Origin of the sequence: Qipengyuania sp. S6317L1 (assembly GCF_023015615.1) — a bacterium.
GTDB lineage: Bacteria > Pseudomonadota > Alphaproteobacteria > Sphingomonadales > Sphingomonadaceae > Erythrobacter.
Genome location: NZ_JALKAJ010000004.1, coordinates 351,403 through 377,977, shown reverse-complemented (window position 1 = coordinate 377,977; position 26,575 = coordinate 351,403). Strand labels below are relative to the sequence as shown.

Genomic DNA, 26,575 nt, shown 5'->3' with positions numbered 1-26,575 from the left:
GGGAAAAATGCGTCTTGCTATGCGGCTTCCATCAAAATCGGGCGATGGCTCAGGTCCCGACACCGATCCGCGCGAGCAAACAAGTGCCGAGGTTATCGACCTTGCAAGCCGCAACGGTTTCTCCGCCGTGGCCGAGCGCAAGACCAAGACCGAAGGGCTGGGGCTTGCTGCTGGTGTCGCTCTGGTCGGGCTTTTGGGAGCTGTTACATTCTGGGCGATGACCGCAGCCGAACTGCCCGAGCCTGCGCCAGAGGCTCCTCCAGCTGAGCCGGTGGCAGCTACGGCTCCGGCTATGGCACCAACTGAAGTGCCGGGGCCAGTTGTGTCTCCTGTGGTTGCTCCCGCTCCTGCGCCCGTGGTCGCCAATCCGCCAGTCGTGGCTGCCGGACCGCAAACCAATCCTTATGCGACCCCCTCTCTCGTGTTCGACGCAAGCGCAGCCTCGCGTCAGGCAACCAACGCAGCAGAGGGAACCGCAGCACAACCTGTTACCGGTAGTTCAATTGGCGACACTGGCGCAGGTGGCTCCGCCGCCGCATTCGCAAGCCGGGTTGGCGGTGTTGGCGGCGCGCCTGCGCAAGCCCGTGCCATGACAAACCCTTCGACCACTGTCACTGAAGGCACAATGATCCCTGCGATCCTCGAAACAGCGATCACCACCGATGTACCGGGATATGTGCGCGCGGTGGTGAGCCAGGATGTGAAGAGCTTTGACGGGACCAAAGTGCTCGTACCCCGTTCATCGCGCCTGATCGGTCAGTATCAGTCCGGCGTCCAACAGGGGCAGAAACGCGCCTATGTAATCTGGACAAGGTTGATCCGCCCGGACGGCGCATCGGTCAATATCGCCTCGCCTGCGGTTGCCTTTGACGGGACCACGGGGCTTCAGGGCAAGGTCGACAACCACTTCTTCCGCCGCTTTGGTTCGGCCATGCTGCTTTCGGTTGTCGGCGGGCTTGGCGCGATTGCCTCTGGCGGTACATCTGTGGTGCTTGGCGGGGCAGGGCAGAGCGCGGCTTCCATCGCGGCCCAGCAGGACGGCGCAATCAGCCCGACTATTCGCGTAGGGCAAGGCGAACCCATCCGCGTCTTCACCGCGCGCGATCTGGATTTCTCGACGGTCAACTGATGAGCGCAGATGTCCATCCTATTCTAGCCGGCGCTACCCCACCCGAGGCCGCGACCCCGATCACGGGTGAGCGCAGCGTCTATCTCGAGGCGTATCTTGCGCCATTCAGACGCTGGCTTGAACGTGACACGGTGACCGAAATCATGGTCAATCAGCCTGGCGAGGTATGGGTGGAGGATGCAAGCGATCCGGGCATGAAGCGGATCGATACGCCGGAGATAGACGACCGGCTGGTTCAGCGACTTGCCGAACAAGTGGCGCGTGTAAGCCATCAAGGGATCAACCGCGAACACCCGCTTCTGGGCGCGACCCTGCCCGATGGCGCGCGGGTGCAGTTCTGCGGGCCACCTGCAAGCCGCAAGCACTGGGTTATGGCGATCCGCCGTCACCGCCGCCTCGACCTGCCGCTCGATGCCTATGACACAGGGCCTCTGGCTGGCGAGCGCGAGGCACGGATGCCCGACCCCAATCAGGAACCCATCGCGTTCCTGCGTGCAGCGATCCAGCATCGCCGCACTATCCTGATCTCCGGCGGCACCAGCACCGGTAAAACCACTTTCCTGAATGCGATGCTCGGCGAAATTCCGAGGCAGGAGCGCGTGGTCATGGTCGAAGATACGCCAGAGCTGAAATTCCCGGGCGAGAACTCGGTTGGGCTCGTCGCTGTGAAGGGTGAGCTTGGCGAGGCCAAGGTCACGCCCAATGAGCTTTTGCAATCGGCGCTGCGTCTTCGCCCCGACCGTATCGTTCTGGGTGAGCTTCGCGGCGCAGAAAGCGTTTCTTTCCTGCGTGCGATCAACACCGGCCACCCTGGCAGTTTTTCAACCATTCACGCCAATTCGCTTCGCGGCGCGTTGGAACAATTGTCGCTGATGGTAATGCAGACGGGGATTGGCCTGTCGCGTCAGGATACGATTGAATACGCCGCAAGCGTGATTGACGTGATCGTGCAATTGGGCCGCGATGCGACAGGTAAACGCGGGATCACGGCGATTGCGAATTCGAATTCGCTTATGTGAGCCAGCATTGGCGTTGGCGAAATTTTCCTGAATGCCTAAATGGAAGAGGCGATGAGCAGCCAACCGATCTCAGACGAAGCGAAAAACTGCGAACCGGAAGCCTCGGCGGCAACCCCGCCGTCTGCCCATACTCCCTTTATCGCGCCCGGAGGCGATGCCTATTTCAACCGGGAGCTGTCATGGCTCGCGTTTAACGAGCGCGTTTTGGCGGAGGCGTCGAACGAACAATACCCTCTGCTCGAGCGCCTGCGTTTTCTCTCGATTTCGGGCAGCAATCTCGACGAATTCATGATGATCCGTGTGGCGGGCCTTGTCGGACAGGCACAGCGCGGGATTGATCGCCCCGCAATTGATGGCCGCACACCCAGTCAGCAATTGTCCGCGATCCGTGAAAAGGCCTCGGCAATCGCTTTGCGGCAGCAAGATATCTGGCGCGACTTACGCGCGCTTTTGGCGGCAAGCGATATTCACATCGCCGACGAGCAGCGGATCGAGGCATCTGCCCATCAATGGCTCGAAGCGTTCTTCTTGGACGAGATCATGCCGGTCATCACGCCGCAGGCCCTCGACCCGGCGCACCCGTTTCCCTTCGTCCATAACGAAGGCATGGGCCTTCTCTTCACGCTCTCGCGCGATGCCGACGAGGAGCAGATCATGGAGATGATCCTCATCCCCGGCGCTCTGCCGCGCTTTGTGCGGGTCCCCGGAGAGATCGCCGGGGAAGGCGAGGCGATCTACATCTCCATTGCGTCGCTCATTCAGCGGTACGCAAAGAAGCTCTTTCCCGGATTTACCATCAAGGGCGACGGCCTGTTCCGAGTGCTTCGCGACAGCGATATCGAAATCGAAGAAGAGGCAGAGGACCTTGTTCGCACCTTCCGCAGCGCAATCCAGCGCCGCCGCCGGGGGCAGGTGATCCAGTTGGAACTCGAAGAGGATTTTGACCCTCAAGCCGAGGAGATCCTGCTCGAACAGTTGGGCGTACATGAAGCGGCGGTGATCAAGACCGACGGGATTATCGGCATCGACGGCCTTGCCGAAATCGTCAAGGAAGACAGGCCCGACCTCAAGTTTGCTGCCTACTCTCCGCGCTATCCAGAGCGGGTGCGCGAACACGATGGCGACCTGTTCTCTGCCGTCCGCGAAAAAGACATCATCGTTCATCACCCCTATGAAAGCTTCGAGGTAGTGGTCGACTTCATCCGGCAGGCAGCCGCCGATCCCGATGTCGTCGCAATCAAGCAGACGCTTTACCGCGCGGGCTCTCAGTCGGCGGTTATCAACGCGCTGATCGAGGCGGCGGAAAACGGCAAATCCGTCACCGCCGTCGTCGAATTGAAAGCGCGCTTCGATGAAGAGCAGAACCTTAAATGGGCAAGCAAGCTTGAGCGTGCCGGCGTTCAGGTGATCTACGGCTTCACCGACTGGAAAACTCACGCGAAAATGTCGATGGTGGTGCGGCGCGAGGACAGCGGTTTTCGCACCTATTGCCACTTTGGCACAGGCAATTACCACCCCGTCACCGCCAAGATTTACACCGATCTCAGTTACTTTACCGCCGACCCCAAGCTTACGCAGGACGCGGCGAAGATGATGAATTTCGTGACCGGATATGTTGAGCCATCGGGGCTTAAACATATCGCGATTGCGCCGCTCAATCTGCGTCAGGAAATCTGCAACCGGATTGATACTGAAATTGCCAATGCGCGTGCGGGCAAGCCTGCTGCGATCTGGATCAAGTGCAACCAGATCACCGACGAGGCCATGATCAACCGTCTTTATGCCGCCTCCGAGGCAGGGGTGAGGGTTGAACTGGTGGTGCGGGGAATTTGCTGCCTGCGGCCGGGCGTTGCGGGCCTTTCTGAAAACATCCGGGTCAAATCCATCATCGGGCGTTTTCTGGAGCACAGCCGGATTTACGCCTTTGCCAATGGCGAACCTATGCCCAGCGCGCAAGCTGCGGTGTTCATCGCTTCGGCTGATTTGATGGAGCGCAACCTTGATCGCCGGGTCGAGGCGCTCATCCCGATCCTCAACCGTACCGTGCATGATCAGGTTTTGCAGCAGGTCCTGCTCGCCAATATGCTCGATGTGGAGCAGAGCTGGTGGCTGCATTCCGATGGCAGTTATACCCGGGTCGAGCCACCGACTGAGGGTGACACCAAGCCGTTTAACTGTCACCGTTACTTTATGACAAACCCATCTCTTTCAGGGCGCGGCGGGGCGCTAGAGGCAGGCGGCGTGCCCAAACTTTCCCTGCGCAAGGGCCGTTCGGGTTGAGCACCGCGAAGGTTCGGGGCAGCCGGGATGGGACGCTTTCGGGCAATAAGCCGGGCCGCGCGATCATCGACATTGGCTCAAATACCGTGCGCATGGTGATCTATGGCGGCTCGATGCGTGCGCCTACTGTGCTTCTCAATGAAAAAGTAACCGCCAAACTGGGCCGCGATATCGCGAGCAACGGCGTGCTTGCCGAGGAGGCGATTGAGCTTGCCTTGCGAGGCCTGGGGCGTTTTGCGCTTTTGTTGGAAGACCTCAAGGTCACGGATGTGACTACCGTTGCCACCGCCGCTGTACGCGAGGCGAGCAATGGCAAGGCGTTTATCAAGCAGCTCAAAAAGCTCGGCTTCACTCCGACGATTGTCTCCGGCGAGGAAGAAGGTTTGCTGAGCGCGCAAGGCGTTTTGGGAGCATTTCCGGGCGCGCGAGGGACGGTTGCGGATTTGGGCGGGGGAAGCCTTGAACTGGTGCGACTTGGAGAACAGGGCGCGCATGATGCGGTGTCTCTGCCACTTGGCACCTTGCGTCTGCCTGACCTTCGCGGCGGATCGCGCAGCGAGATGCGCAAGGCCTTGGAGAAGAAGCTTAAAAAGGGCGCGCCGGATGTGCTCAAAGGAGAGCCGCTCTACCTTGTTGGCGGCACGCTGCGCACCATGGCCGTTTATGCGATGCAGGAGCAGGGCCACCCTCTTAGCGACCCGCACGGTTTCGAACTCGGCGTTAAAGAAGCGAAGAAACTTCTCGGTAAGGCGCTTGCCAACGAAACGGTAGAAAGCCTCGGCTCGCGTGAGCGGATTTCCTCAATGCGCGCCGAAAAGCTGCCCGACACATCGGTGTTGGCAGAGGCCATGCTGTCCCGCTTTCAGCCCTCGAAAATCGTGTTTTCCTCATGGGGCATTCGCGAGGGGCTGCTCTATGATGGCTTGCCCGATCACAGCAAGACTCTCGACCCGCTGCTTGCAGGCGTATCGGTCTTCGCAGCGCAGCGCGGCGCGCCTGCGACGCTCGCGACCCGGATTGCCAGCTGGACGGTCGATACCGCGCCATCGCGCAAACACGGCAGCGAACGCCTACGCGAAGCAGCAACCATGCTTTCGCTCGCCTCGATGCAGATCGAGCCCAATATCCGGCAGCGCGTGGCGATCGACTGGGCCCTGCACAAGCGGTGGATATCGGTTGAAGCGAAAGACCGCGCCATGCTTGCCGCTTCGATTGCGGCCAATGGCAATGCGCTCGATTTGCCAGACGAGGTGAAGGCGCTCGCTGAGCAAGAGGCGCTCGATGAAGCGATCATCTGGGGCCTTGCTGTGCGGCTTGCTCGAAGGCTCGGTGCGGGGTCGCGCCGTTCGCTGCAAGATAGCCGTCTGACGATTGAGGGTGATACGCTCACCTTGCGCATTGCAGAAAGCCAGGGGGCGCTTATTGGCTTCTCGACCGAAAAGGATTTGAAGCTTCTCGCTGACCGGCTTGGTATTAAGTGGGACGTGCAGATCGTACCGAGCGATACTCTGTTGGCCTCGGGGGATTAGGCCTTTTTGGTCGAAAAGGGCGAGAAATCGGTGTCCGTGTCGAACAGATCGACGCCTTCCGCTTTCTTGAGCTTGCCAACGACCAGATAGGTCACCGGGGTCAAGGCCGCTTCCCAAATGACTTTAAGCAGCCAATTGGTGACCATCACCGTGATCACGGCTTCGGTGGTCCAGATGCCGAAGAACGCGACGGGGTAGAAGATAAGGCTGTCAACGCCTTGCCCAAAAACGGTCGAGCCGATGGTGCGAGTCCACAGCGCTTTGCCCTTGGTCCAGACCTTCATCTTGGCCATGACATAGGAATTGACGAATTCGCCCGCCCAGAACGCGACAACCGACGCCAAGACAATGCGCCATGCATTGCCGAAGACGGACGTGTAGGTTTCCTGGCAGATCGCGCCTGTCGGGCCGTCTGGCGAGTCTCTTGAAACTAGCGGGCCTTGCCCGTCGAAACCGCTCGCGGAGCAGGCCCAGCCATCAAACGCGGGGAGGCTGACGACGACATAGCTCATGAAGGCAAGGAAGATCATCGCGGCAAAACCGGTCCAGATCACACGGCGTGCGCGCGCAAAACCGTAAATCTCTGTCAGGATATCGCCGATGACGTAGCCGAGCGGGAAGAACAGGATGCCGGCACCATAAATAAAGATCCCGTCTGGTGCGGGCCACCAACCTTGTGGCCACCAGCTCACCTCGACAAAGGTGAGTTTGGCCGCGCCAATGATGTTGGACAGAAGCAGAATCGCCACGAAAGCGGCCATGACGAAGTCATAATATTTGAAAGTCACGGGCGCGTGGCTGGTCGCCTTAACGCCGTCGAATGGATCGGTGTCGAATGCCGCGCCCCGGTCTGGACCCTGGTTTGCGGTTGGATCGGCGGGATTATCGGTCTTTTCCATCGAATGGAGCACTAGCGCGATTTGAAACTGGCGCAAAGCACGCTATGGGCGCAGGCCATGCGCGCCCTTAGCTCAGCTGGATAGAGCACGGGACTTCTAATCCTGAGGCCGCAGGTTCGACTCCTGCAGGGCGCGCCATTCTATTGCCTTGAGATCGCACATCCGCGCGATCACCCTCGCTGGACGGGCAGGCAAGCTGCCCGCGCTGCCGACAGACAGTCGCCCTTGCAAAGCCTGATGGCTTCGTCGTGCTTCTACGTGTTCTGCCGTCCCTCGATCAGGCGATCCACCAAGGATGGATCAGCCAGCGTCGAAGTATCGCCCAAAGAGCCGTAGTCGTTCTCTGCGATCTTGCGCAGGATGCGGCGCATGATCTTGCCAGAACGGGTCTTGGGAAGGCCATCGGCAAATTGTATGTGATCGGGGCTGGCTATGGGTCCGATTTCCTTGCGCACATGGGCGCGAAGCTCTTGGTAAAGCTCGTCCGAACCTTCTAGCCCAGCGTTCAGGGAGACGTAGCAATAGATGCCTTGCCCCTTGATATCGTGCGGATAGCCCACCACTGCGGCTTCTGCGACGGTGTCGTGCAGGACAAGCGCGCTCTCGACCTCGGCGGTGCCCATGCGGTGGCCAGAGACGTTAATCACATCGTCGACGCGCCCCGTGATGTGGTAATAGCCGTCTTCATCGCGCTTGCACCCATCGCCAGTGAAGTATTTGCCCTTGTAGGTGCTGAAGTATGTCTGCACGAAGCGATCGTGGTCGCCATAGACGCTGCGCGCCTGGCCGGGCCATGAGTGGGTGAGGCACAGATTGCCTTCATTGGCGCCGTCGAGAGTGGCGCCGTCATTGTCGACCAGTTGCAGTTGCACCCCGAAGAACGGCAGGCCAGCGGACCCAGGCTTCATATCATGCGCGCCCGGAAGGGTGGTCAACATACAGCCGCCTGTCTCGGTCTGCCACCAGGTGTCGACGATGGGGCAGCGCCCTTCGCCGACGATATCGAAATACCAGCGCCATGCTTCGGGATTGATCGGTTCACCGACGCTGCCCAGCAGGCGCAGCGACGAACGTGATCTGCTCGTCACGAATTCATCGCCCTCGCGCATAAGAGCGCGGATTGCGGTCGGCGCGGTGTAAAGGATATTGACCTCGTGCTTGTCCACCACGTCCCAGAACCGGCCATGATCGGGATAGTTGGGGACGCCCTCAAACACGACCTGCGTCGCGCCATTCATCAGTGGCCCGTATACGATATAGCTGTGCCCGGTGACCCATCCGATGTCGGCGGTGCACCAGAACACTTCACCCGGTTGGTAGTCGAAAATGTATTGAAAGGTCGTCGCGGTCCACACGCCGTAGCCGCCGGTCGTATGAAGCACGCCTTTGGGCTTTCCGGTGGAGCCGGAGGTGTAGAGGATGAAAAGCGGGTCTTCGGCATCCATCGCCTCGCAAGGAACCGGCGCATCGGATTTCACATCTTCAAACCATTGGTCGCGGCCCGCCTGCATCGGCACATCGGTTCCGGTGTGCTTGATGACGAGAACACCTTCGACCCCGCTCGCGCCTTCGATCTGCAATGCGGCATCGACGTTAGCTTTCAGTGGGATGGGTTTTGAACCGCGCACCCCTTCGTCAGCGGTAACGACAAAACGCGAGCCGCAATCCTCGATCCGGCCAGCGAGTGCTTCGGGAGAGAAGCCGCCGAAGACAACGGAGTGGATCGCACCGATCCGCGCGCAGGCGAGCATCGCCGTCACGCCTTCGATCACCATCGGCATGTAAATCGTGACGCGTTCGCCCTTGGTGACGCCAATCGCTTTCAAGGCGTTCGCCATTTCGATGACTTCGCGTTGAAGTTCGGCATAGGTGACGCTGCGGCCTGCTGACGCGGGATCGTCCGGCTCGAAAATCAGTGCTGTCGTATCGCCGCGCCCTGCCTCGACATGGCGATCGACCGCGTTGTGGCAAAGGTTGAGCCGGCCATCTTCGTACCATTTGATCGAAACCGGATCATACGACCAATCCCCGCCTTTGGTGGGCTTGGCCACCCAGTCGAGCCTATCAGCCTGTTCCAGCCAGAAGCCGTCCGGGTCCGCAATCGAGCGCGCATAGGCCTCGTCATACGCTTCCAAAGTGCAGTGGGTGGGGCGACTGGACTGGGGCCGAGGCTGAACGGGCTCTGACATGGGGGGGCTTCTCCTTCAACTTTTCTTGAGAAGCGTAGTTGGTTTCGCACATCTATCAAGCATTAGCCGAACTGGCAGCGGCGCTGCCATTGCTGATGAACCGTGTGAGTTTTTGGCGCAGACGACTTATCTGGCGATGCGGACATGCGCAGGCTGCTCAGTCAATGAGGCGGCGCGGTCAGTTTCCTCTTGCCGAGCAATCAAAGCATCGATGCATTGCGCCGATTGGGGCCTGAAATAAAGCCACCCCTGGATCTGGTCACAGCCAGCCAGCCGAACCAGCTTGGCCTGGTCGTTTGTCTCGACCCCTTCTGCTGTAACTGCCATGTCGAGAGCGCGGGCCACCGCGATGCTGGAAAGCATCATCGCCCGGCACCCTTCATCCTCGCTTGCCTGAACAACCAGAGTGCGATCAAGCTTCAATTTCTCGAACCGGAACTGTCGCAGGAAGCCGATAGAGGCGTAGCCGGTGCCAAAATCATCAAGCGAAATTTTGCAGCCGAACTCGCGGATCACGTTAAGGCTCCGCTCGGCCACGGTAGGGTCGAGGACGAGGCAGGTCTCGGTTACTTCGAGCTCCAGCTGTTCGGGAGGATAGCCGGTCTCCTCCAAAATCTCGCCAAGTTTGATCGGAAAATCGGAATTGCGGAGCTGGGCAGCCGAAATGTTGACCGAAAGCGAGATACCCTTCCATTTCAGTGCCTGTGTCATCGCCTCGCGCAAGACCCAAAGGCCAAGCGGATTGATAATGCCCGATTCCTCGGCCACCGGGATGAAGTGATCCGGCCGCGCTTCCCCGCCATCCTCGCGGTTCCAGCGCAGCAACGCCTCCACACCCACGATGCGTTCGCTGCTCGCTCCGACAAGGGGTTGATAGACGAGCGAAAATTCGCGCTTCTTCATCCCTTCACGCAGGTCCTCCTCAATCTTTCGCACTTCCTCGCGGCGATGATCGAAGCTATCGTTGAACCATGTGCAGCGCATTTTTCCGCCGCGTTTGGACATGTACATCGCGACCTCTGACCGGCGCAGCAATTCTGACGCAGACAGATTGTCACGAGAGCTTCGATGGGTAAGGCCGATACTCGCCCCGACGGCGAGTTCGCGCGCCCCGATGATAAGTGGGGCTTGAAGCCGTTCGAGCACACTTCGGCACAAACCTTCGAGGATTGTGCCGCACATCGGACCGGTTGCCACCGCAGCGAAGGCATCACCGCCGAGCCGATAGCAGGCCGCCTCCTTGGCAAAGATGTTTTGCATCAACCGGGCGCTTTGGGCGATCAAGGCATCGCCGACGGTGTGACCGAAATGGTCGTTTATCTGTTTGAAACCGTCGAGATTGAGAATTGCAACCGCAACCTGTTCGTCTTGCTCCAGGCAGGCCTGTATATCCTGATTGAGCGCATGCCGATTGGGTAGGCCGCTTAGCAAGTCGGTGCGCTCGAGACGTTGGAGCTCCCGCATATTGTTGAGGCCCATTTTGCATAGGCCAATGATGCTCGCTGCGAAAGCGAAGCCCGCAAGGATAATCGGCAAGAGTGGTGCCGCGGTTGATACCGCTCCGACCGCGACAAGAACTGCTGAAATCCCTGCGACCACCACAGAAACGATGGCGAGAGGCATCACCACCAATCCTCCTGGCGTCAAACGCATGGGTTTGCTTGGTTCAGGCAACGACGTTCCTTTACTGTCGCAATCAATCCAACGTGAGAGCGGCTACAATACAATTGAGCACTCTAGTCACCCGTAGAGCCTAAAGAGCATTGGCTAATGATCGGTAAATTCGATGCCGAGACTGGGCGACCCGGGTGGCTGCCAAGCTTAACCGGCCCGGTTACGCGACGCGGGTCGCCCTCTTAATAGCAGCGACCGGCTCAAAGACACTCGCCCGGCTGGATGAAGGGGTGAACGCTCCATGGCTGGCGGACACGGTCTCGCCATTGCCGAGCATAAGAAATCCGTCACGTGCCATGCCTTGCGACAGGCGCTGGAAAGCGAGGCTGCGCTTTTCGGCATCGAAATAGAGCAGGACATTGCGGCACAATATGAGATCAAACGCTGACCTGCCCGGAGGAGCATTGAGCAAGTTATGGATCCCGAACCTTGTGTATTTTCTCAGGTTTTCGGACACTCGCCAACCGTCAGGGGAAGTTGCGAAATGGTCGAGCATCTGGCCAACGCCAAGCCCGCGCTGAACCTCGAACTGGCCGTACACTCCTGCCTTCGCTCGCCCGATTGCGCCGTGCGAAATGTCGGTTCCAAGGATGTCCACGCTCCATCCCTGCCAAAGCTCCTTTTGCTCTTCGAAGAGCATGGCGATGCTGTAAACCTCTTGCCCGCTTGAACAGCCTGCACACCAGATCGACAATTGCCGTTTATGCGCGCGGCGCTCACGCAGTTTCGGCAGAATGTCTTGCGGGATCTGGTCGAAAGTCGGCTTATCGCGAAAGAAATATGTCTCGTTATTGAGCAAAGCCTCGACCACTTCGGTCGCAAGGTCGCCATGGTCGGAATATTCGTTGGGCGCATCGAGCAGGCAAGCAAGCTGGTCGAGGCTGTTGAGGCCATGCTTGCGGAACACACCCGACAAGGCCGAGGTCAAACGCCATTGGCGGCTCGCGCTCAGGTGTTGACCGGTGCGCGATGCCAGAAGGTCCACGATGATCTGGAAAGAGGCCTGGGTGTATTCCATCAAACTAACTGGTGCGTTCCCTTTATCCAGCCACGCTGCGGTTTTCCGCGAGCTTTTGCATTATGGCGTTGCCCAACTCTTCTGGCGGGGCAATCAGGCTGGCAAGGCCCGCTTTTGCGACTGCTCCGGGCATGCCCCAGACCGCGCTGGTTTCGGCATCCTGCGCCCAGATTTCACCGCCCGCTTCAACGATTGCGCGCGCGCCTTCGAACCCGTCGCGTCCCATGCCGGAAAGCAAAATGCCCAGCACATTCCCGCCACAAGCCTGCGCGAGGCTGGCCAGCATCGGGTCGACCGAGGGAAGGCAGCCGCTGCTGGCGGGCTCGGCATTTGAGCGAACGATCAGGCGGCCTGCGTGGCGTTTGATGCACATATGACTGTGCCCGGTTGCAAGCGCGATCTCGCCTTTGCGGATTTCTGTCCCATCTTCAGCGATTTGCGTGCGTCTGCCGCTGACATTCTCAATCTGCCTGGCGAAAACGGGAATGAAGCTTGAGGGCAGGTGCTGTGTAATGAGGATCGGCGTCGTGCAAGCCGGTGTTAGCAATTGCAGCATAAGGTTGAGGGCGTGAATACCGCCTGTCGATGCGCCAATCGCGATCACTTCGGCGCGGTTGATACGCGAAGCTGTGGGCACGACTGGCAAGGCGTCGGCAACTGATGCCTGATTGTCGTCGTCCGATTGTGAAACTGCGGTATCTGGGGCGTTGAGCCCTGCGCTTGCGCTTACCGCCCGCGCGCCTTTTTCCTTGCTGCCCAGCGCATTGATCTTGCCTAGAAGCTGCGAGCGGTATCGCTCTGTGAATTCGCCAGGGCGCGGTTTCAACAAGGTGTCAGCTGCGCCTTGCGAGAGGGCCTCCAGCGTCATTTCAGCGCCATCTGTGGTCAGCGAGGATACCACGAGCACCTGCGTCTCGGGCGAGATCGACAGAATTTGCGGCAGGGCCTTGAGGCCGCCCATGCCCGGCATTTCAAGGTCAAGCAGAACAACGTCAGCGTGCTGCTTTTCAATGGATGCAATCGCGCGTTCGCCACTGCTCGCGGTGGCGCTCACTTTCATGCGCGGATCGTGTTCGACCATGCGTTTGAAGATGGTGCGGACAGTCAAGCTATCGTCGACAATCATCACCTTGATGCACGGCTGGTTCCGCCCGGCGGGGCGCAGACGCCTCACGCTTGTGCGCGGCCCGAATTGCGCAGGCGCATTCATGCAAAGCCGACGAGCTGCAACTTGATCTGGAGGGTTTCGTGATCGAACGGCTTCATCACATACTCATCTGCGCCGGCAGCAATCGCCTCGCGAATATGGTCCACGTCGTTTTCCGTGGTGCAGAAGACCACCTTTGGCTTGTCCCCGCCCTCACGTTTGCGGAGGTGCGTGATAAACTCGATGCCCGTCATCACGGGCATGTTCCAATCGAGCAGAATCACATCCGGCATGGCTTCGTCGCAAGCCTTCAGCCCAAGCTCGCCATTCTCGGCTTCCTCGACCGAAAATCCAAGGTTTTCAAGGATGTGTCGAGATACCTTTCTGATAACTTTGGAATCGTCGACAATGAGACAGCTTTTCATGAATTCACCTTGGTTAGAATAGGCTGAAGGTTAGGCAGGAGATGTAACATTTGCATTAAGCCGCCGCCCCGAATGGTTCCGGCGCTTTAAGGAGCGACTCAAGGTTCAGCAGCAGCGCTGGTCCGACCCGTGTTTCTACCAGGCCGGAAGAAACGCGGGCCCATGCTTCGCCAAATCCTCCTGGCACCTGATCGGGGTCGCTTACTGCGGTGCAGATATCCTCGATCGCATCCACGCGGATCGCATAAGCACTGCGTTCATGCGTCGCCACGATAGCGCGGTGATCCATCGCAAAGGCGCCGGGATCAAATCCGATTGCGAGGCGGGCATCGATGACTGTGAGCGTCTGGCTGCGCACAGCGGTGATGCCGGAGACAAAATCAGGCGTGCGCGGGACGGGCGTGATCGCTCCCATTTCGATGACCATGTCCACATGTGGCGCCTCAATCGCACAGCGGCGACCTGCGATCTGGGCCATGACGAGAAGAGTATTCATCAGCGTTGTCCCCCCGCGTGACGCGCACTGTTCAAGGCAGCGAGCAAACCTTCGCGGTCATAGCGATAGATGGTGGGAGAATTTTCGGGCGCCTCGGGCGTTTCGCGCAAGCGCACCACAGGCGCGGCAAAGTCCATCTCGATCGCGGCGGCTGCCTCATATTCATCGTCAAACCAGATCGCGACATCTTCCTGAATGCCCGGCTCGCTTGTGACCTCGTAACCGGCATTGGTGAGAAGCGGAGCAAGGATGGTGCGCGACCATTCGCCTTGGGGCAGCCGGCACAAAGGCTTGCTGCTTTCAGTTGGCATCTCGCCATATCGCGCAAACAATTCGTGCCCGTCGAGCAGGCTGATCGTCTCATCGCCAAGCAGCGTGACGGCTTCGACCAATGGGTCGTCATTCACAGGTGTAAGCGAGCCGGAAAGCTCGGCAGCTTCGACCACTTCGCGAATGGCATAGGCAAGCTGGCTGTCGCCATCACTTAGTCGCAAAAAGCGTAGCTTCTCACGCTCGAACGGTCCATCGGGCAGGCCGATGATTGGCAGAATAGCGCCGTCGATCACGACCCGCGGTGTGATCCCCGATCGGTCGAGCGCGGACGTCTGAACGGTTTCGATACGCTTGACGAGGTCGAGGCGAATGGCCCGGCGACGCCCGACAAAATCGGTGAACAGCATTGCGCGGCTGTGGTCTTTGACCTCGTTGCCCTCGTCCTCTTCAGGAACCGCGTGAAGTCTGCGGCTCAGATCAGAGACGATATTGCTCTGCGCAGCGATGCTCGTGATGTCGAGCAAGAGGACCGGCATGCCATCGTCCAAAAGAGAGGAGCCTGCGTAAATCCCTGCTTGCATGACGGCAGGGGCAAGCGGTTTCACAACGATGTCACTGTGTGAGTGGATATCATCGACCGCCAGCGCAAACAGATCGCCATTTGCAAGCTTTAGCATGACCATCGTCAGGTCATCATCGGCAAGATCGCTTGACGGCAGTTCAAGAACCTCGCTCAGTTTGAGGCACGGCACCCGGTTGCCGCGGAAAGTGACAAGGCCGGTTTCACCGACAGTCGTGAAATCCAGAACTCTTGAGGAGCTATGGATGATTTCCTCGACATAACTTTGCGGAATGGAAAAGCGTTGGCCACTCGCCACTACGTTTAGCCCGGTAATAATGCTGAGCGTCAATGGGATTTGCAGAGTGAAGAGGGTTCCGATGCCATTGGTGGATTTGACCGAGATCGTGCCACCCACGCGCTCCAGGTTCTGGCGCACGACGTCCAAACCGACACCGCGACCAGAGATATTGCTCACCGTCTCGGCTGTCGAAAAGCCGGGCTGAAAAATGGTCTGGAGGATATCATTGAGGGCCATGCCTTCGCGCTCGCCCTCTGTGATAAGCCCCATTGCAACTGCTTTTTTCCCGATCTTGTCGGGGCACAGGCCCCGTCCGTCATCGCTGACGACAATCGAGATTGTGTTGCCTGCCTGACGCGCGGCAATCGACAGGGAACCGGTTTTCCGTTTGCCTGCCGCTTTGCGTTCTGATGGTGGTTCGATCCCGTGATCGATGGAATTACGAATGATGTGGATCAGCGGATCGCGGATCATCTCGATCATCTCGCGGTCGAGTTCCACATCGCCGCCTTCAAGATCAATCGTGACCTGTTTATCCAGCGTCTGGCTAAGGTCGCGCACCAGTCTCGGGAAGGCGGCAAATAATGTTTCGATACGCTGCATCCGCATGCGGGTGATTGCATCGCGCACATCGTTGAGAATGGAGGTCAGTCGTTCGAACGGACCGTCGATCATCGGCTGAGTGCCTGCCTGGCGCAGCCTGTGGGCAAGGTCGTTACGCGCCAGAACCATGTCGGACACGCCGCTCATCACCCGGTCGAGGAGGTCGACGGGCAAACGAATGGATCGCTGGGCAACGGCGGTGTCGCTCCGGCTGTGTGCGGTCTTATCCTGCTCGGGGTTATCTTGCACGTCCGTTTGCGACAGGTAAGGCTGTTCAGCCTGCGTCGCGCTGGGATCGTCAGTGCCGTCGTCACCTTCGGCAAGGGCTGCGATCAATTCTTCATCGCCGCCGGTGTCAAATTCCTCGTCGGCCTCAATCGCATCGACCATTGCGGCGATCCGGTCGATGATGGCAAGGACGCCAGTGACAAGCTTGCTATCAGGTTCGCGGCGACCAGCGCGGCAGTCGGCGAGCGCATCTTCGGCCGCATGGCTGAGCGCGGCTAGACGCGGATAATCGAAGAAGCCGCAATTGCCTTTGACCGTATGGACAAAACGAAAGATCGTATCGAGGCGCGCACGGTCGGTTGGATCGGCTTCCCAAGCGACGATCTCGCCCGAGCTTGCCTCCAACATCTCGCGTGTTTCCGCGACGAAGTCCGCCAGCAGGTCATCCATAGTGCGCGTGCCCCTAGTAAAGTGAGACGATTTTACATCTCAAAAGGGCTTATGAAGCGGGATGGTTAACGATTGGCTACCGAAACGGTTGATTGAAGCGGCTTTCCGCCGCAATTTGTTACGCTGTTCGCGCCTTGCTGTCGGGGGCGCGGCGCTTGAGCAGGAAATAGGCAAGCGCTGCGCCGATCAACCCGCCAAACACGTTGGCTGCAAGCTCGGCTGAATAGACAGCAGAGCTTCCCCAATCGCCGATCAGAAACCATGCGAAGGGGAGCATGACAAGAAACACCCGCGCCGCCGACTGGGTGAGCGCAAAGGCAGCCCTGTCGATTGCGTTCAAAATGCCATTAGCCACGATCAGGATACCAAAGCCCGCATAGCCGAAAGAGGCGATGTTGATATAGAGGGCGAACTGCTCGGTGACTTCTGGATCGCTGGTGAATAGTTGCGCAAATTGCTCTGCTAGCGGGACGAACAGGACAACCAGCAAAAGGCCCCAGGCAAGGCAGAAGCCAAAGGCATAACGCGCTGCCTGACGCGCCCTTTCGTATTCCTTGGCGCCCCAGTTCTGGCCAACGATCGCGCCGATGGACCCAGACAGGGCAAGCAATGGAACGGTAGCAAAACTCTGCAACCGGCCCGCTGCGCCAAAGCCGGCGACCGCCGCCTCGCTTTGCGTCGCGACAATCGCGGTGAGGACCGAAAGGCCGACCGGATTGATCGCATTGGAAAAGGACGCAGGTCCTGCCACCTTGAGGATGGCGAGCGCAGGATCGGTCCAGCTTCCCTTCCGAATAAGCGCAAGGTCAAAAGGAATATCGGTCCGGCACAGCAAATAAAATCCCATCACCGCGCCGATGCCATAGCCGATGATGCTCGCATAAGCTGCGCCGGTGATGCCAAAACCTTCAAATCCGAACGCGCCGGTGATGAGGATCGGATCAAGCACCCAATTGGCCGCAGCATAGGTGATCGACACAAGGCTGGTTTTCTTCGCCTCGCCCTGTCCGCGAAGGACGCCGTTGAACCCCATGATCGCAAGAACCAATGGAAAACCGAGCGCGAAGGGCTGCATGTAATCAAGGATGAGAGGGCGCAGGTTTTCTGGCGCATTCATCAAGGAAAACAGCGGCTCTATCAGTGTGTAGAGAAGCGCGCCGATCACGATGCCGATAAGGACAGAGAAAACCAGCCCGAAATTCGCCCTGCGCGCACAGCGTTCCTCGTCACCTTCGCCAAGCGCTCTGGCAACAACCGAATTGATCCCCACCATCACACCAACGCCAAGTGAGGACAGGGCCGTTGTCACCGGGAAGATGAATGAAATCGCCGCCAGCTCTTGCGATCCCAGCTTGCCGATGAAGAAGGCATCGACCAGCCCGATGGACATGATCGCGGTGACGCCGACAATTGCGGGCAAGGTCTGGGAGACCAGATGGCCGGTAATGGCGCCCTTGGTCAGCTTCGCATTCGATCCTTCGGAGGTCGATTTGTCAGAAGAAGAGGCGCCGGGATTGCTCATTGGTGCGCGGGGCTTATCGAGGTCGGGCCATTCGCGCAAAGCAATTCCATTGGCGCAGGCCGATGCGCCGCTTTCGAGCTCTATTCACGTAAGGGCGCAGACGCGCTTGCCCGATGCGCCGGAATAGTGCGATAAGCGCGCCAAAGAGAAGCAAACGGAAGGGATACCCAAATGGCCACGCAATTGAAGCCCGATAACAGCCTCGAAGGCAAAGTCAGCGCGGAAGAATGGCAAGCGCGGCTTGATCTGGCGGCCTGCTATCGGATTTTCGACCACCTTGGTTGGGGCGAATCGATTTACAACCACATCTCTTTGGCTGTGCCGGGGGAAGAGGGTGCGTTTCTCATCAATCCTTTTGGCCTCCTCTACGATGAAGTTACCGCGTCGAACCTTGTGAAGATCGACGTTGAAGGCAACAATATCGGCGGCTCGCCCTACATGGTGAACAAGGCCGGTTTCACGCAGCACGCGCATTTTCACAAAACGCTCGGCGGACGCGCCAATGCGATCTGTCACGTGCACACAACCGCGACCATGTCGGTGTGCAGCCACAAGGACGGGCTCCTTCCGATCAGCTTTTACGCCTGCAATTTCCAGGACCAGATCGGCTATCACGAATTTGAAGGCGTGACGGTTCGCGCCGAAGAGGGTGAGCGCCTAGTGCAGAACCTTGGCAATCATTCGATCCTGATGCTGCGCAATCACGGTCCGGTTGTAATGGACGGCACGATCCAGGGCATGTTCGTAAAAATGTGGGCGCTGCAACGTGCCTGCGAAATCCAGATCGCGACACTTTCCCAAGGCGAGCCCAAAGTGGTTCCTCAAGAAGTGATTGACGTGCACCAGCGCGACCTTTCGGTCATGGCCAGCCAGGGCGGCGCTGGCGTGTTCGATTTCGAGGCGTGGAAACGCCGCATCGACAAGATCGACGACAGCTGGCGCAGCTAAGGCATGCGTTGCCCTCTTGCATCTCCCAGTTCATTCACCTTGATGGTAAATCATGCCTCGGATGACGATTAACGGGCGTCCGGTCGAGTTTGATCTCGACCCGGATATGCCCTTGCTCTTTGCGCTTCGTGAGGCGGCAAACCTTACCGGCACCAAGAACGGTGGCGCCAATTTTGATGACGGGGGTTCGACCTGTGAGTGCGGGGCGTGCACCGTGCTGGTCGATGGCGCGGCCTTGCGTTCGTGCCGGATCACTCTGGCAGAGGCCGAGGGGCGCTTCATCACCACCATCGAAGGGCTGTCGCGCGACCGCTCTCACCCGGTGCAACAGGCGATGGTGGCCGAACAAGCCATACAGTGCGGTTTCTGCACGCCGGGGATTGTCATGGCCGCCGCGGGTCTTTTGTCGCGCAATCCCGCGCCCGAAAGGTCCGAGATCGAAGAGGCGATCCAGAACGATTGCCGCTGCGGGGTGTTTCCTCGTTTGATGAGCGCGATTGAACGGGCCGCTCGCGTTTCGCAGCGTCAGGAAAGCATTAGCGCGGCGCCTGCCCCTGCGATTGACACCAAGGATGCCGCCGAGGCGGTCCCGGCGCTCAGAGTGGTGCCGGACCCCGAAGGCCCCGGCAGCTGACAACTCAGTTTCTAGAGCGCGTTAAAACCGACCCGAGACAGCAAGCCGCGCATTGATCGGAGCGCCGACCGTTGCCTGATGGGTGCTGTGTGCACTGGGGAAATAGGTCGTGTCGGTGAGGTTTTCGACATTCACCTGCACGCGCCAATTGTCGCTCACCTCGTAATAGGCTGCGGCATCGACCCTCGTGAAAGAGGGGAGGGTGGCGCGGGTCGTCACAACATCGCCATTGAGCCCTTGATAGGAGATGGTGTCATTGGTGATAAAGCTTTCGGATTGGTGTGTGATGCCAAGGCCAAGGCCAAACCGGTCCGTCACCTCAACCTGGTTCCAGATCGAGAACATGTTCTCTGGCAATTCGCGCGGACGAAGCCCTGCAACGCCGAAAGCATCGACCTGACTTCCGTCGAGATAGCTGTATCCAGCCTGCATCGTCCAACCGGGCAAAACTTCGCCCTGAAGCTGGATCTCGAAGCCCTGAATAGTGCTGTCGATCACATCGAGCGTCTCGGGATTGGTGTCACTTGGCTGGGGTGAGCTTTGTTCGATGTCGAACACCGCTGCCGTGAAGCTGAGCCCGGGTTCAAAATCCCATTTGATCCCCGCTTCGAGATTGGTGAAGGTGTCGGGGTCGAGAGCATTGGCCGTGCCGTTGATATTGGCATATTGCTCGCCTGAACGCGGCAGGAAGCTTTTCGAATAGCTGGCGTAAACCGAGATATTCTCTTGCGGCTTGATGATGATCCCGCCTCGGGGTGAGAACTCTTCATCCTTGCGGGTGCGAAGGCCATTGGTGCCGGCAAGGTCAAGGACTTCGATGTCGAAGCTGTCGAAGCGGCCACCCACGACCACGTTCAGCCAATCGGTGACTTCGATCTCGTCCTGAACGAAGATCGAGAACACCTCGATATCAACATCGGTGTCGTCATTCAGGCTAGTCGCGCGGTCAAAGATGACGCTTGTCGGGTTGCCATTCGCCGCAATACCGACACCGCCCCTGAGAGTGAGCGGGCGCTGGATGATGAAGTCTTCATTGTCATCCTGGCTGTCGCTCCAGACCGGATTGATGCGATCCTGGCGCGAATTGGTGCGGATGTATTCCCCGCCAACCAAAAGCGTGTGGCCAAGCGCACCGGTTTCGAACTCACCCACAAGGTTGCCCGAAAGGATCAAATTGTCGCGCGTTGTCGTGTCGATATAGCCATCGGTCGTGACCTCATCGGGCGCGGCCAATTGATTGTATCCGCTGGCGTAAAAGTTGGAATAGACCTTCTCGTAGTCGCCATAAAATGCGTTCACGACGCCTTTCCAGTTATCGGAGAAATTGTGGCTGACATTGGCGCGGAAAAGATGCGCTTCGAGATCGCTGAAATTCAGCTGCGCATCGCCGAAAGTGATCTCGTCAAAAGCTTCGACCGGGCGGCCATCCACGCCTGTCGGGATGCCGCGGTCGATAAAGCGGTCGTGATTTGCGTATTCATACGAAAGGTCGACGATTGTATCCTCGCCCGCTGCAAAGCGCGCGGTGGGGTTAAAACCGATGCGCTCGCCGTCGTAAAAGTCGCGGTGGTTGTCGAGGCTTTCGTAGGCCGCGTTGATGCGGAAGGCGACTTGCTCGGAGCTTGAGAGGTTGAGGTCGGCAAAGACGCTGTATTCGCCAAAGGTGTCCACGGCGACCTGACCACCGGCGAAGTTTTCGTTGAACTCGCCCTTTTTGGTGACGCGGTTCAGTACGCCGCCTGCACCGCCGCGACCGAACAGCAAAGCGTTGGGGCCGCGAAGGATTTCGACCTGCTCGATATTGTAGAGGCTGCGATAATATTGAACGTCGTCGCGGTTCCCGTCGATGAAAAAGTCGGCCGTTGAACGGATGCCGCGAAAGACGACCGAATCGCGGTGTCCCTCGCCTTGCGAGTTGTTTACGCCGGGCGTGTAGTTGATGAGCTCGCTGACGCTGGTCCACCCACGTTCCTCGATCTGTTCATCGGTGGTGATCGAAAGGCTTTGAGGTACGTCGATGATCGGCGTCGGCGTTTTGACCGAAGCTACAACGTTGGATTGCAGGATGTCGCCGCTGACGAGGATGTCATCGCCCACATATTCCATATTGGGACCGGTTTCGGCAGCAGCAGGGAAGGCAATCGCGGCGCACGTCAGGCTGAGTGCGGCCTTGAAGCGGTAATGTGTCAAAGTGTTCCTCGTCTATCTTATTTCGGCCTACCCGCTATTGAAAGCTATTCGCATCCGCAAGGAAAAAGTGAGAATAATTCGCAACTCAAGGCGCTGTGGCCAAAAAGGGTCGCACTCGCTAGGGATTAGTGCGAATAATCGCCCCCTGAAATCCCAAGGAAACCCACCATGAAAGCAACCATCTGGCACAATCCCAAATGCGGCACTTCGCGAAAGACATTGGCGATTCTGGAAGAGTCCGATGGAGTCGAGGTGACGGTGGTGGAATATCTCAAGAACCCGCCCAGCCGTGAAAAGCTCGCGCAGCTTTATTCCGACGCGGGCATCACGCCGAGCGAGGGGCTGCGAATTCGGGGCACCGATGCAAAAGAGCGCGGGCTGACCGGCGCGGATGCAAACACTGTGCTTGAGGCGATGGCAGCCGACCCGATCCTGATCGAGCGTCCGATTGTCGAGACGGAAAAAGGCGTTGCGATCTGTCGCCCGCAGGAAAAGGTTCACGACCTCCTGTAACGCCTTGCAAGGCCCTCAGCGGTCGGTGGTCAGCACTTCGTCCGCTTCAAGATTGCGCCATCCCACAAGCGCAACGGCAAGGCAGACGGCGATGATAAAGCCAAAGCCGAGCCAGTCGCTGATATTGTAAAGCCAAACGCCGAGTGCGGGGGCGTAAATGAAGCTTGCGCCGGCAACGCTTGCGACAATACCGGATGCCTGCCCTTGCTCTGCACGGGAGACGGCGAGCGATGTTCCGGCGGTCGTCCCCGGCCGAAACAGGCCAAAACCGAGCGAGGCAATCGCATAGCCGAGCGAGAGGCCGACAACGGTATCGGCGACCCCGAGGATAGCGGTGCCAAAAGCGGCAACGATCATGCCCGACAAGGTGGCCGCGCGCGGGCCGATCTTGAAGCGGGGAATGATGCCCCATTGTGCAAGCAGTGTCGCGATCGCGCCAAACACCATGACAAGGCTGACGAGGGCGGCGCCTTCGGTAAAATTGTCGCGCATGCCCAGCCTGTCGAGCACCAGAAATCCGATCACTCCCATGATCATTGCCTGTGCGTGACCACCAAATAGCGATGCAATCACCCAGTGGCGAAGGCGCGGTTCAAACCATTTGAGGCGCGGCTGATCGCCGCCTGGCAGGACGCTGCTTTCTTCTTCATCGCTGCCTTCCAGATCATCAGAGTTGGAAAGGCCCGCATTGGGATCGCCAAAGGCCTTGCCGCGCGCTTCGAATTGCGGCGTGTCATTGGGAAGGCGCAGGCGCAAAAGGATGAGCGTCGCCACTCCGATCAGCGCAAAACACCATGCAGGACCGGTGAGGCCTATGCCGAAAAAGGGGATGATCATCAGCGGGGCCAGGACCGGGCCGACCACCGTTCCCAATCCAAAGCTTGATGCGACCAGCGAAAGCGCCTTGGTTCTCTCTGCACGCGATGTTCGCGCCGCGACATAGGCTTGCACCGCAGGCGGAGCTGCGCTGCCGAATGCGCCATATGCGCTTCGTGCGATTGCAAAGAGGAGAAGCGTTGTAAGACCTGCGATCCACCCGGCAAAACCCATCCACAAGACCAGTCCGCAAAGGCCCATGCTCGCAATGAAACCGACAAGCCCCAAGGCCATCATCGACTTGCGCCCCCGCTTGTCAGAGCGCCTCGCCCAGTAAGGCGCGCATACCACCCACAAAAGCGCCGACCATGAATAGGCCAAGCTGATCCAGACGTCATCGATCTCAAGCGCGGTGCCGATTGATGGCATCACCGAATGCATCGCGGTATTGCCAGCCGCCGTCACAAGCATAACCGTGAACAGCAGCGCCATGCGTACCGTAGGGATCGCGCTCGCTGTTTTTTCAGCCTGAATTGAAGGGTTCATATCGGCCATTGCTTATGCCGCTAGGCCAGCGGCGCGCTCAGATCAATCGGGGATTGCCGCGACTATCCGAATGTATCTTCGATCGCATCGGCGCTTGGACCTGACAGTTGCCCATACATCGCGACTGCGACTGCAGAGATCACCATGCCGATAATCATGCTGGTCAGGCCATTGGCAAGTCCAATGATAAGAGCCGTCGCAAGCCCTCCGCCAAGTGCGCTTGCGACCAGGGTCATCACACCGCCAAAAATCATGCTGACGACAAGGAAGATCACCACGATCACGGCCCAGAAACCGACGATGGGCCATTGCTTGGGCTTGGTCAGGGCAAAGCTGCGGGTGATGCCGGTGATCGGATTGAGTGTTTTTTCCAGCACCAGCACCGGCATCGACATCGACAAGCGACCCAAAAGCCACGCAACAAATCCAACCACGGGGATCAGGGCGATTAATCCGATTGCAGCCGCTCCTGTAAGTCCGGCAAGCAGGGTGATCGGCAGCACGATCACCATCGCGCCGAGAAAATAGAGGATGAAAAACAGGATCAGGATCGCAAACACACTTGGCACGGTTTTAACGCCCGTGGTCAGCGCCTGGCCAACGGTCGGGCGCGCCTCGCTCATCAGGGCGACCATCGCGGCGTATCCTGCAAACTGAAAGGCGGTCGAAAACAACCCGCCCCCGATGAGCGGCCCTGCCATCTCTGCCATTTGCGCAGCGACCACGTCTTGGTCTGCAAACGGGTCCGCCATGGTCTGCATATCGGGAAAAAACAGGTAAAGCGCGACCGATGGCAACAGCAGGAAAATTCCCGCGATCACCAGCAACAGCTGAAAATTGGCCTGCACCAGCTCTACAGCGCGCGCCCAGCAGCTGTTCATATCAAAATTCATCTTGGCCCCGGCTCCTTAAAGCGTATTTCCCTCTTGAACTTCGCGGACATTGCCGCCACGCGGAAGCGATGGCAAGCGCAGCACAAATTTTGCCCCAAGAACTCGCAAGCGCCGGCATTGAATGGCGCCGGGACGATGCGCTCGTGCCTTATCGCGAGGCACTGGAGGCGATGGAGGCGCGCAATGACGCGATTGTTGCTGGCGAGGCAAAAGAGCAGATATGGCTGCTTGAGCATCCCCCGGTCTACACAGCGGGCACAAGCGCGGATCCGGCAGAACTTACCGATCCACGCTTCGATGTGGTCGAAGTGGGGCGCGGCGGGCGATATACCTATCATGGGCCGGGACAGCGCGTGGGCTATCTCATGCTTGATCTGGGCAAGCGCGGCAAGGATGTGCGCTGCTTTGTCCATGCGATTGAAGGGTGGGTGATCGATACACTTGCCGATTTCGGAATCGAGGCATGGCGCGCAGAAGGGCGCGTTGGTATCTGGTGCGAGGATATTGACGGGCGCGAGGCAAAGATCGGTGCGATTGGCGTGCGGGTGCGGCGCTGGGTTACGATGCACGGGCTTTCCGTCAATCTTGACCCCGACCTTTCGCATTTCGGCGGGATTATCCCTTGCGGCATTGACGAATTCGGCGTCACCAGCCTTGCGAGGCTTGGCAAAGACGTATCTGCCGATCAATGGGATGAGGCGCTGATGAAGCGCGCGGACGGATTTTTGGGCACGCTTGAAGCGGCCCGCATAAGGGCATGCAAAACATGAAGAAAATCTGGGTCGCTCCCCTTGTTGTTTTCGCTCTATCCGCTTGCGGAGACGAGGCCGCTGAGCCGGTCTCGACCGAAACAGGCGGAGAGGCTGCGGGGGAAATCCTCGGCGGCACCATCAGCGATGATATGATCGCATTGGAAGAGCTGACTTCTACATCGCCTCCAGCGGAGCGCAGCGCGCAGTCATCTTCAAGCGCACCCTCGAATGTTCAGCCATTGGTTCGCGAAGATGAGGCCGCGCCCGAGGGTGAGCAGCCCGCGCCAGAGCCCCAAGGGCCGGTGACAGCCGGACCCGGTCGCCCGGTGCCCCAAACAGAAGAGGCCGGAGGAACGACAATCAATCCCCCGGCCTTCTAGAACGGCTTTTTGCGAATTAGCTTCTCAATCAGCCTCGCACAGCTCAGGCTGCGTTAGCGTCGGCCTTTTCTTCTTCCATCGTCGGATAGTCGATGTAGCCCTCGGGAATCGGGAAATACCAGCTTTTGGGAACGTCCTTGTTCGGGTTGAACTCGGCCCCTGCTGCGATCCGTTTTTCGAGATCAGGGTTGGAGATGTAGGGGCGCCCGAAGCTGACCGCATCGCAGCGGCCGCTGGTCACATCATCGTCGGCTTCCTGCGCGGTGTAATCGGAATTGAGGATCAGTGCGCCTGAATAGATGCTGCGGATCAAAGCATCCTGTTTGGGTACGTCGGTTCTGCCAAATGTGCCATCGGGGCCCGGTTGGCGAAGTTCGAGATAGGCAAGGCCCATATCCTCGACGACCTTGGCCGCAGCGCCAAAGATTGCAGGCGGATTGGTGTCATCGGTTCCCTGGCTGTCACCATTGGGCGAGAGACGGATGCCCACACGGTCCGCACCCCATACATCGACAATCGCTTCGAGCACTTCGCGCATGAAACGGGTGCGGTTTTCGGGGCTGCCGCCATATTCGTCTTCGCGCTTGTTGGTGCCATCGCGCAGGAATTGATCGACGAGATAGCCGTTCGCACCATGCAACTGCACGCTGTCGAACCCGGCTTTTTTCGCGTTTTCAGCCGCGCGGCGGTAATCATCGACCGTGCGCTTGATATCGTCATGCGTCATGGCGCGCGCAGTCACGAATTCCTTCTTGCCCTCTGGTGTGTGGGCTTCGCCTGGAGCCTTGGTTTCGCTGGCAGAGAAAGGAGGCTTCCCGTCAAGGAAATAGGGGTGCACGATGCGGCCCATGTGCCAAAGTTGCATGGCGATAAGGCCGCCTTCTTCGTGCACGCCATCAACGATGGGCTTCCACGCCTCGGTTTGTTCATCCGACCAGATGCCGGGAGCCGACGGCCAGCCGAGTCCTTCCGTGCTGATACCCGTCGCCTCGGTCAGGATCATACCTGCACCTGAACGCTGACGGTAATAGGTTTCCATCATCGAATTGGGCACGAACATCGGATCGGCCGCGCGACCGCGGGTGAGCGGAGCCATGAAAATGCGGTTTCTGGCTTCGAGCGCGCCCATCTTGAGCGGCTGGAATAGAGCATCATGCATCAG

22 protein-coding genes and 1 tRNA gene are annotated in these 26,575 nt (G+C 58.9%); 10 read left to right on the top strand and 13 right to left on the bottom strand.

Annotated elements, in window-relative coordinates; translation table 11 throughout:
- Positions 1-7 precede the first annotated feature (7 nt).
- From MWU38_RS10980 to MWU38_RS10965, 4 genes are read left to right on the top strand one after another with little or no spacing between them, the layout of a single operon-like run.
- Complete coding sequence (locus MWU38_RS10980; RefSeq protein ID WP_247271848.1) at positions 8-1,129, top strand: TrbI/VirB10 family protein; 1,122 nt, start codon at positions 8-10, stop codon at positions 1,127-1,129.
- The gene (gene virB11 / locus MWU38_RS10975) at positions 1,129-2,148 is read left to right on the top strand and encodes a P-type DNA transfer ATPase VirB11 (RefSeq protein WP_247271847.1); all 1,020 of its coding nucleotides are present in this window, start codon (positions 1,129-1,131) and stop codon (positions 2,146-2,148) included. The genes MWU38_RS10980 and virB11 overlap by 1 nt, the downstream gene beginning before the upstream one ends.
- A 51-nt stretch (positions 2,149-2,199) precedes the next feature.
- The gene (locus MWU38_RS10970; RefSeq protein WP_247271846.1) at positions 2,200-4,428 is read left to right on the top strand and encodes an RNA degradosome polyphosphate kinase; all 2,229 of its coding nucleotides are present in this window, start codon (positions 2,200-2,202) and stop codon (positions 4,426-4,428) included.
- Positions 4,425-5,957, top strand: coding sequence for a Ppx/GppA family phosphatase (locus tag MWU38_RS10965; RefSeq protein WP_247271845.1), 1,533 nt, complete (start codon positions 4,425-4,427; stop codon positions 5,955-5,957). Before MWU38_RS10970 ends, MWU38_RS10965 begins: the two co-directional genes overlap by 4 nt.
- Here MWU38_RS10965 and MWU38_RS10960 read toward each other — a convergent pair.
- The gene (locus tag MWU38_RS10960; protein WP_247271844.1) at positions 5,954-6,856 is read right to left on the bottom strand and encodes a queuosine precursor transporter; all 903 of its coding nucleotides are present in this window, start codon (positions 6,854-6,856) and stop codon (positions 5,954-5,956) included. The genes MWU38_RS10965 and MWU38_RS10960 overlap by 4 nt on opposite strands.
- 61 nt (positions 6,857-6,917) lie before the next feature.
- On the opposite strand from MWU38_RS10960, the gene MWU38_RS10955 reads away from it, so the two are divergent.
- Positions 6,918-6,994 (top strand) — tRNA-Arg (locus tag MWU38_RS10955).
- A gap of 116 nt (positions 6,995-7,110) precedes the next feature.
- Here the strand turns inward: MWU38_RS10955 and acs are convergent.
- The 8 genes from acs to MWU38_RS10915 form a co-directional block, all read right to left on the bottom strand.
- Positions 7,111-9,045, bottom strand: coding sequence for an acetate--CoA ligase (gene acs / locus MWU38_RS10950; RefSeq protein WP_247271843.1), 1,935 nt, complete (start codon positions 9,043-9,045; stop codon positions 7,111-7,113).
- Between the two features lie 126 nt (positions 9,046-9,171).
- A complete protein-coding gene (locus MWU38_RS10945; protein WP_247271842.1) occupies positions 9,172-10,668 on the bottom strand; it encodes an EAL domain-containing protein in 1,497 nt (498 codons plus the stop codon).
- 211 nt (positions 10,669-10,879) lie between these two features.
- A complete protein-coding gene (locus tag MWU38_RS10940) occupies positions 10,880-11,737 on the bottom strand; it encodes a protein-glutamate O-methyltransferase CheR (RefSeq protein WP_247271841.1) in 858 nt (285 codons plus the stop codon).
- 22 nt (positions 11,738-11,759) lie between these two features.
- Positions 11,760-12,947, bottom strand: coding sequence for a chemotaxis-specific protein-glutamate methyltransferase CheB (gene cheB, locus MWU38_RS10935; RefSeq protein WP_247271840.1), 1,188 nt, complete (start codon positions 12,945-12,947; stop codon positions 11,760-11,762).
- Positions 12,944-13,309 (bottom strand): response regulator, encoded by a 366-nt coding sequence (locus MWU38_RS10930; protein ID WP_247271839.1) that lies wholly within the window; start codon positions 13,307-13,309, stop codon positions 12,944-12,946. The genes cheB and MWU38_RS10930 overlap by 4 nt, the downstream gene beginning before the upstream one ends.
- Before the next feature lie 55 nt (positions 13,310-13,364).
- Entirely contained in the window at positions 13,365-13,805 is a 441-nt protein-coding gene (locus MWU38_RS10925) for a chemotaxis protein CheW (protein WP_247271838.1), read from the bottom strand.
- Positions 13,805-16,219, bottom strand: a complete 2,415-nt coding sequence (locus MWU38_RS10920) for a chemotaxis protein CheA (RefSeq protein WP_247271837.1) — start codon at positions 16,217-16,219, stop codon at positions 13,805-13,807. Before MWU38_RS10920 ends, MWU38_RS10925 begins: the two co-directional genes overlap by 1 nt.
- A gap of 118 nt (positions 16,220-16,337) precedes the next feature.
- Positions 16,338-17,741, bottom strand: a complete 1,404-nt coding sequence (locus MWU38_RS10915) for an MATE family efflux transporter (protein ID WP_247271836.1) — start codon at positions 17,739-17,741, stop codon at positions 16,338-16,340.
- Positions 17,742-17,912: 171 nt separating this feature from the next.
- Here MWU38_RS10915 and MWU38_RS10910 point away from each other — a divergent pair, with 171 nt between their 5' ends.
- Together MWU38_RS10910 and MWU38_RS10905 are read left to right on the top strand one after the other, a co-directional pair.
- Positions 17,913-18,689, top strand: coding sequence for a class II aldolase/adducin family protein (locus MWU38_RS10910; protein ID WP_247271835.1), 777 nt, complete (start codon positions 17,913-17,915; stop codon positions 18,687-18,689).
- 52 nt (positions 18,690-18,741) lie between these two features.
- Positions 18,742-19,323, top strand: a complete 582-nt coding sequence (locus MWU38_RS10905) for a (2Fe-2S)-binding protein (RefSeq protein WP_247271834.1) — start codon at positions 18,742-18,744, stop codon at positions 19,321-19,323.
- A gap of 21 nt (positions 19,324-19,344) precedes the next feature.
- Here MWU38_RS10905 and MWU38_RS10900 read toward each other — a convergent pair whose 3' ends face one another.
- Positions 19,345-21,513, bottom strand: a complete 2,169-nt coding sequence (locus MWU38_RS10900) for a TonB-dependent receptor (RefSeq protein WP_247271833.1) — start codon at positions 21,511-21,513, stop codon at positions 19,345-19,347.
- Positions 21,514-21,681: 168 nt separating this feature from the next.
- Between MWU38_RS10900 and arsC the strand changes: the two genes are divergently transcribed.
- Complete coding sequence (gene arsC, locus MWU38_RS10895) at positions 21,682-22,026, top strand: arsenate reductase (glutaredoxin) (RefSeq protein ID WP_247271832.1); 345 nt, start codon at positions 21,682-21,684, stop codon at positions 22,024-22,026.
- A gap of 15 nt (positions 22,027-22,041) precedes the next feature.
- Here arsC and MWU38_RS10890 read toward each other — a convergent pair whose 3' ends face one another.
- Together MWU38_RS10890 and MWU38_RS10885 are read right to left on the bottom strand one after the other, a co-directional pair.
- Complete coding sequence (locus MWU38_RS10890) at positions 22,042-23,397, bottom strand: MFS transporter (RefSeq protein WP_247271831.1); 1,356 nt, start codon at positions 23,395-23,397, stop codon at positions 22,042-22,044.
- Positions 23,398-23,450: 53 nt separating this feature from the next.
- Positions 23,451-24,281 carry a hypothetical protein gene (locus MWU38_RS10885; RefSeq protein WP_247271830.1) on the bottom strand — a complete coding sequence of 277 codons (831 nt, stop codon included), beginning with the start codon at positions 24,279-24,281 and terminating at the stop codon, positions 23,451-23,453.
- Between the two features lie 68 nt (positions 24,282-24,349).
- On the opposite strand from MWU38_RS10885, the gene lipB reads away from it, so the two are divergent.
- Both lipB and MWU38_RS10875 read left to right on the top strand, forming a co-directional pair.
- The gene (lipB, locus tag MWU38_RS10880; protein ID WP_247271829.1) at positions 24,350-25,051 is read left to right on the top strand and encodes a lipoyl(octanoyl) transferase LipB; all 702 of its coding nucleotides are present in this window, start codon (positions 24,350-24,352) and stop codon (positions 25,049-25,051) included.
- Entirely contained in the window at positions 25,048-25,413 is a 366-nt protein-coding gene (locus tag MWU38_RS10875) for a hypothetical protein (RefSeq protein ID WP_247271828.1), read from the top strand. The genes lipB and MWU38_RS10875 overlap by 4 nt, the downstream gene beginning before the upstream one ends.
- A gap of 43 nt (positions 25,414-25,456) precedes the next feature.
- Here the strand turns inward: MWU38_RS10875 and MWU38_RS10870 are convergent, their stop codons facing one another.
- Positions 25,457-26,572 (bottom strand): alkene reductase, encoded by a 1,116-nt coding sequence (locus MWU38_RS10870; RefSeq protein ID WP_247271827.1) that lies wholly within the window; start codon positions 26,570-26,572, stop codon positions 25,457-25,459.
- Positions 26,573-26,575: the final 3 nt, after the last annotated feature.

Excerpts from the sequence above, each read along its gene's own strand:
- MWU38_RS10980 (WP_247271848.1), top strand. The coding sequence starts at position 8 with ATGCGTCTTGCTATGCGGCTTCCATCAAAATCGGGCGATGGCTCAGGT.
- virB11 (WP_247271847.1), top strand. The coding sequence starts at position 1,129 with ATGAGCGCAGATGTCCATCCTATTCTAGCCGGCGCTACCCCACCCGAG.
- MWU38_RS10970 (WP_247271846.1), top strand. The coding sequence starts at position 2,200 with ATGAGCAGCCAACCGATCTCAGACGAAGCGAAAAACTGCGAACCGGAA.
- MWU38_RS10960 (WP_247271844.1), bottom strand. The coding sequence starts at position 6,856 with ATGGAAAAGACCGATAATCCCGCCGATCCAACCGCAAACCAGGGTCCA.
- acs (WP_247271843.1), bottom strand. The coding sequence starts at position 9,045 with ATGTCAGAGCCCGTTCAGCCTCGGCCCCAGTCCAGTCGCCCCACCCAC.
- MWU38_RS10945 (WP_247271842.1), bottom strand. The coding sequence starts at position 10,668 with ATGCCTCTCGCCATCGTTTCTGTGGTGGTCGCAGGGATTTCAGCAGTT.
- MWU38_RS10940 (WP_247271841.1), bottom strand. The coding sequence starts at position 11,737 with ATGGAATACACCCAGGCCTCTTTCCAGATCATCGTGGACCTTCTGGCA.
- cheB (WP_247271840.1), bottom strand. The coding sequence starts at position 12,947 with ATGAATGCGCCTGCGCAATTCGGGCCGCGCACAAGCGTGAGGCGTCTG.
- MWU38_RS10930 (WP_247271839.1), bottom strand. The coding sequence starts at position 13,309 with ATGAAAAGCTGTCTCATTGTCGACGATTCCAAAGTTATCAGAAAGGTA.
- MWU38_RS10925 (WP_247271838.1), bottom strand. The coding sequence starts at position 13,805 with ATGAATACTCTTCTCGTCATGGCCCAGATCGCAGGTCGCCGCTGTGCG.
- MWU38_RS10920 (WP_247271837.1), bottom strand. The coding sequence starts at position 16,219 with ATGGATGACCTGCTGGCGGACTTCGTCGCGGAAACACGCGAGATGTTG.
- MWU38_RS10915 (WP_247271836.1), bottom strand. The coding sequence starts at position 17,741 with ATGAGCAATCCCGGCGCCTCTTCTTCTGACAAATCGACCTCCGAAGGA.
- MWU38_RS10910 (WP_247271835.1), top strand. The coding sequence starts at position 17,913 with ATGGCCACGCAATTGAAGCCCGATAACAGCCTCGAAGGCAAAGTCAGC.
- MWU38_RS10905 (WP_247271834.1), top strand. The coding sequence starts at position 18,742 with ATGCCTCGGATGACGATTAACGGGCGTCCGGTCGAGTTTGATCTCGAC.
- arsC (WP_247271832.1), top strand. The coding sequence starts at position 21,682 with ATGAAAGCAACCATCTGGCACAATCCCAAATGCGGCACTTCGCGAAAG.
- MWU38_RS10890 (WP_247271831.1), bottom strand. The coding sequence starts at position 23,397 with ATGGCCGATATGAACCCTTCAATTCAGGCTGAAAAAACAGCGAGCGCG.
- MWU38_RS10885 (WP_247271830.1), bottom strand. The coding sequence starts at position 24,281 with ATGAATTTTGATATGAACAGCTGCTGGGCGCGCGCTGTAGAGCTGGTG.
- lipB (WP_247271829.1), top strand. The coding sequence starts at position 24,350 with ATGGCAAGCGCAGCACAAATTTTGCCCCAAGAACTCGCAAGCGCCGGC.
- MWU38_RS10875 (WP_247271828.1), top strand. The coding sequence starts at position 25,048 with ATGAAGAAAATCTGGGTCGCTCCCCTTGTTGTTTTCGCTCTATCCGCT.
- MWU38_RS10870 (WP_247271827.1), bottom strand. The coding sequence starts at position 26,572 with ATGCATGATGCTCTATTCCAGCCGCTCAAGATGGGCGCGCTCGAAGCC.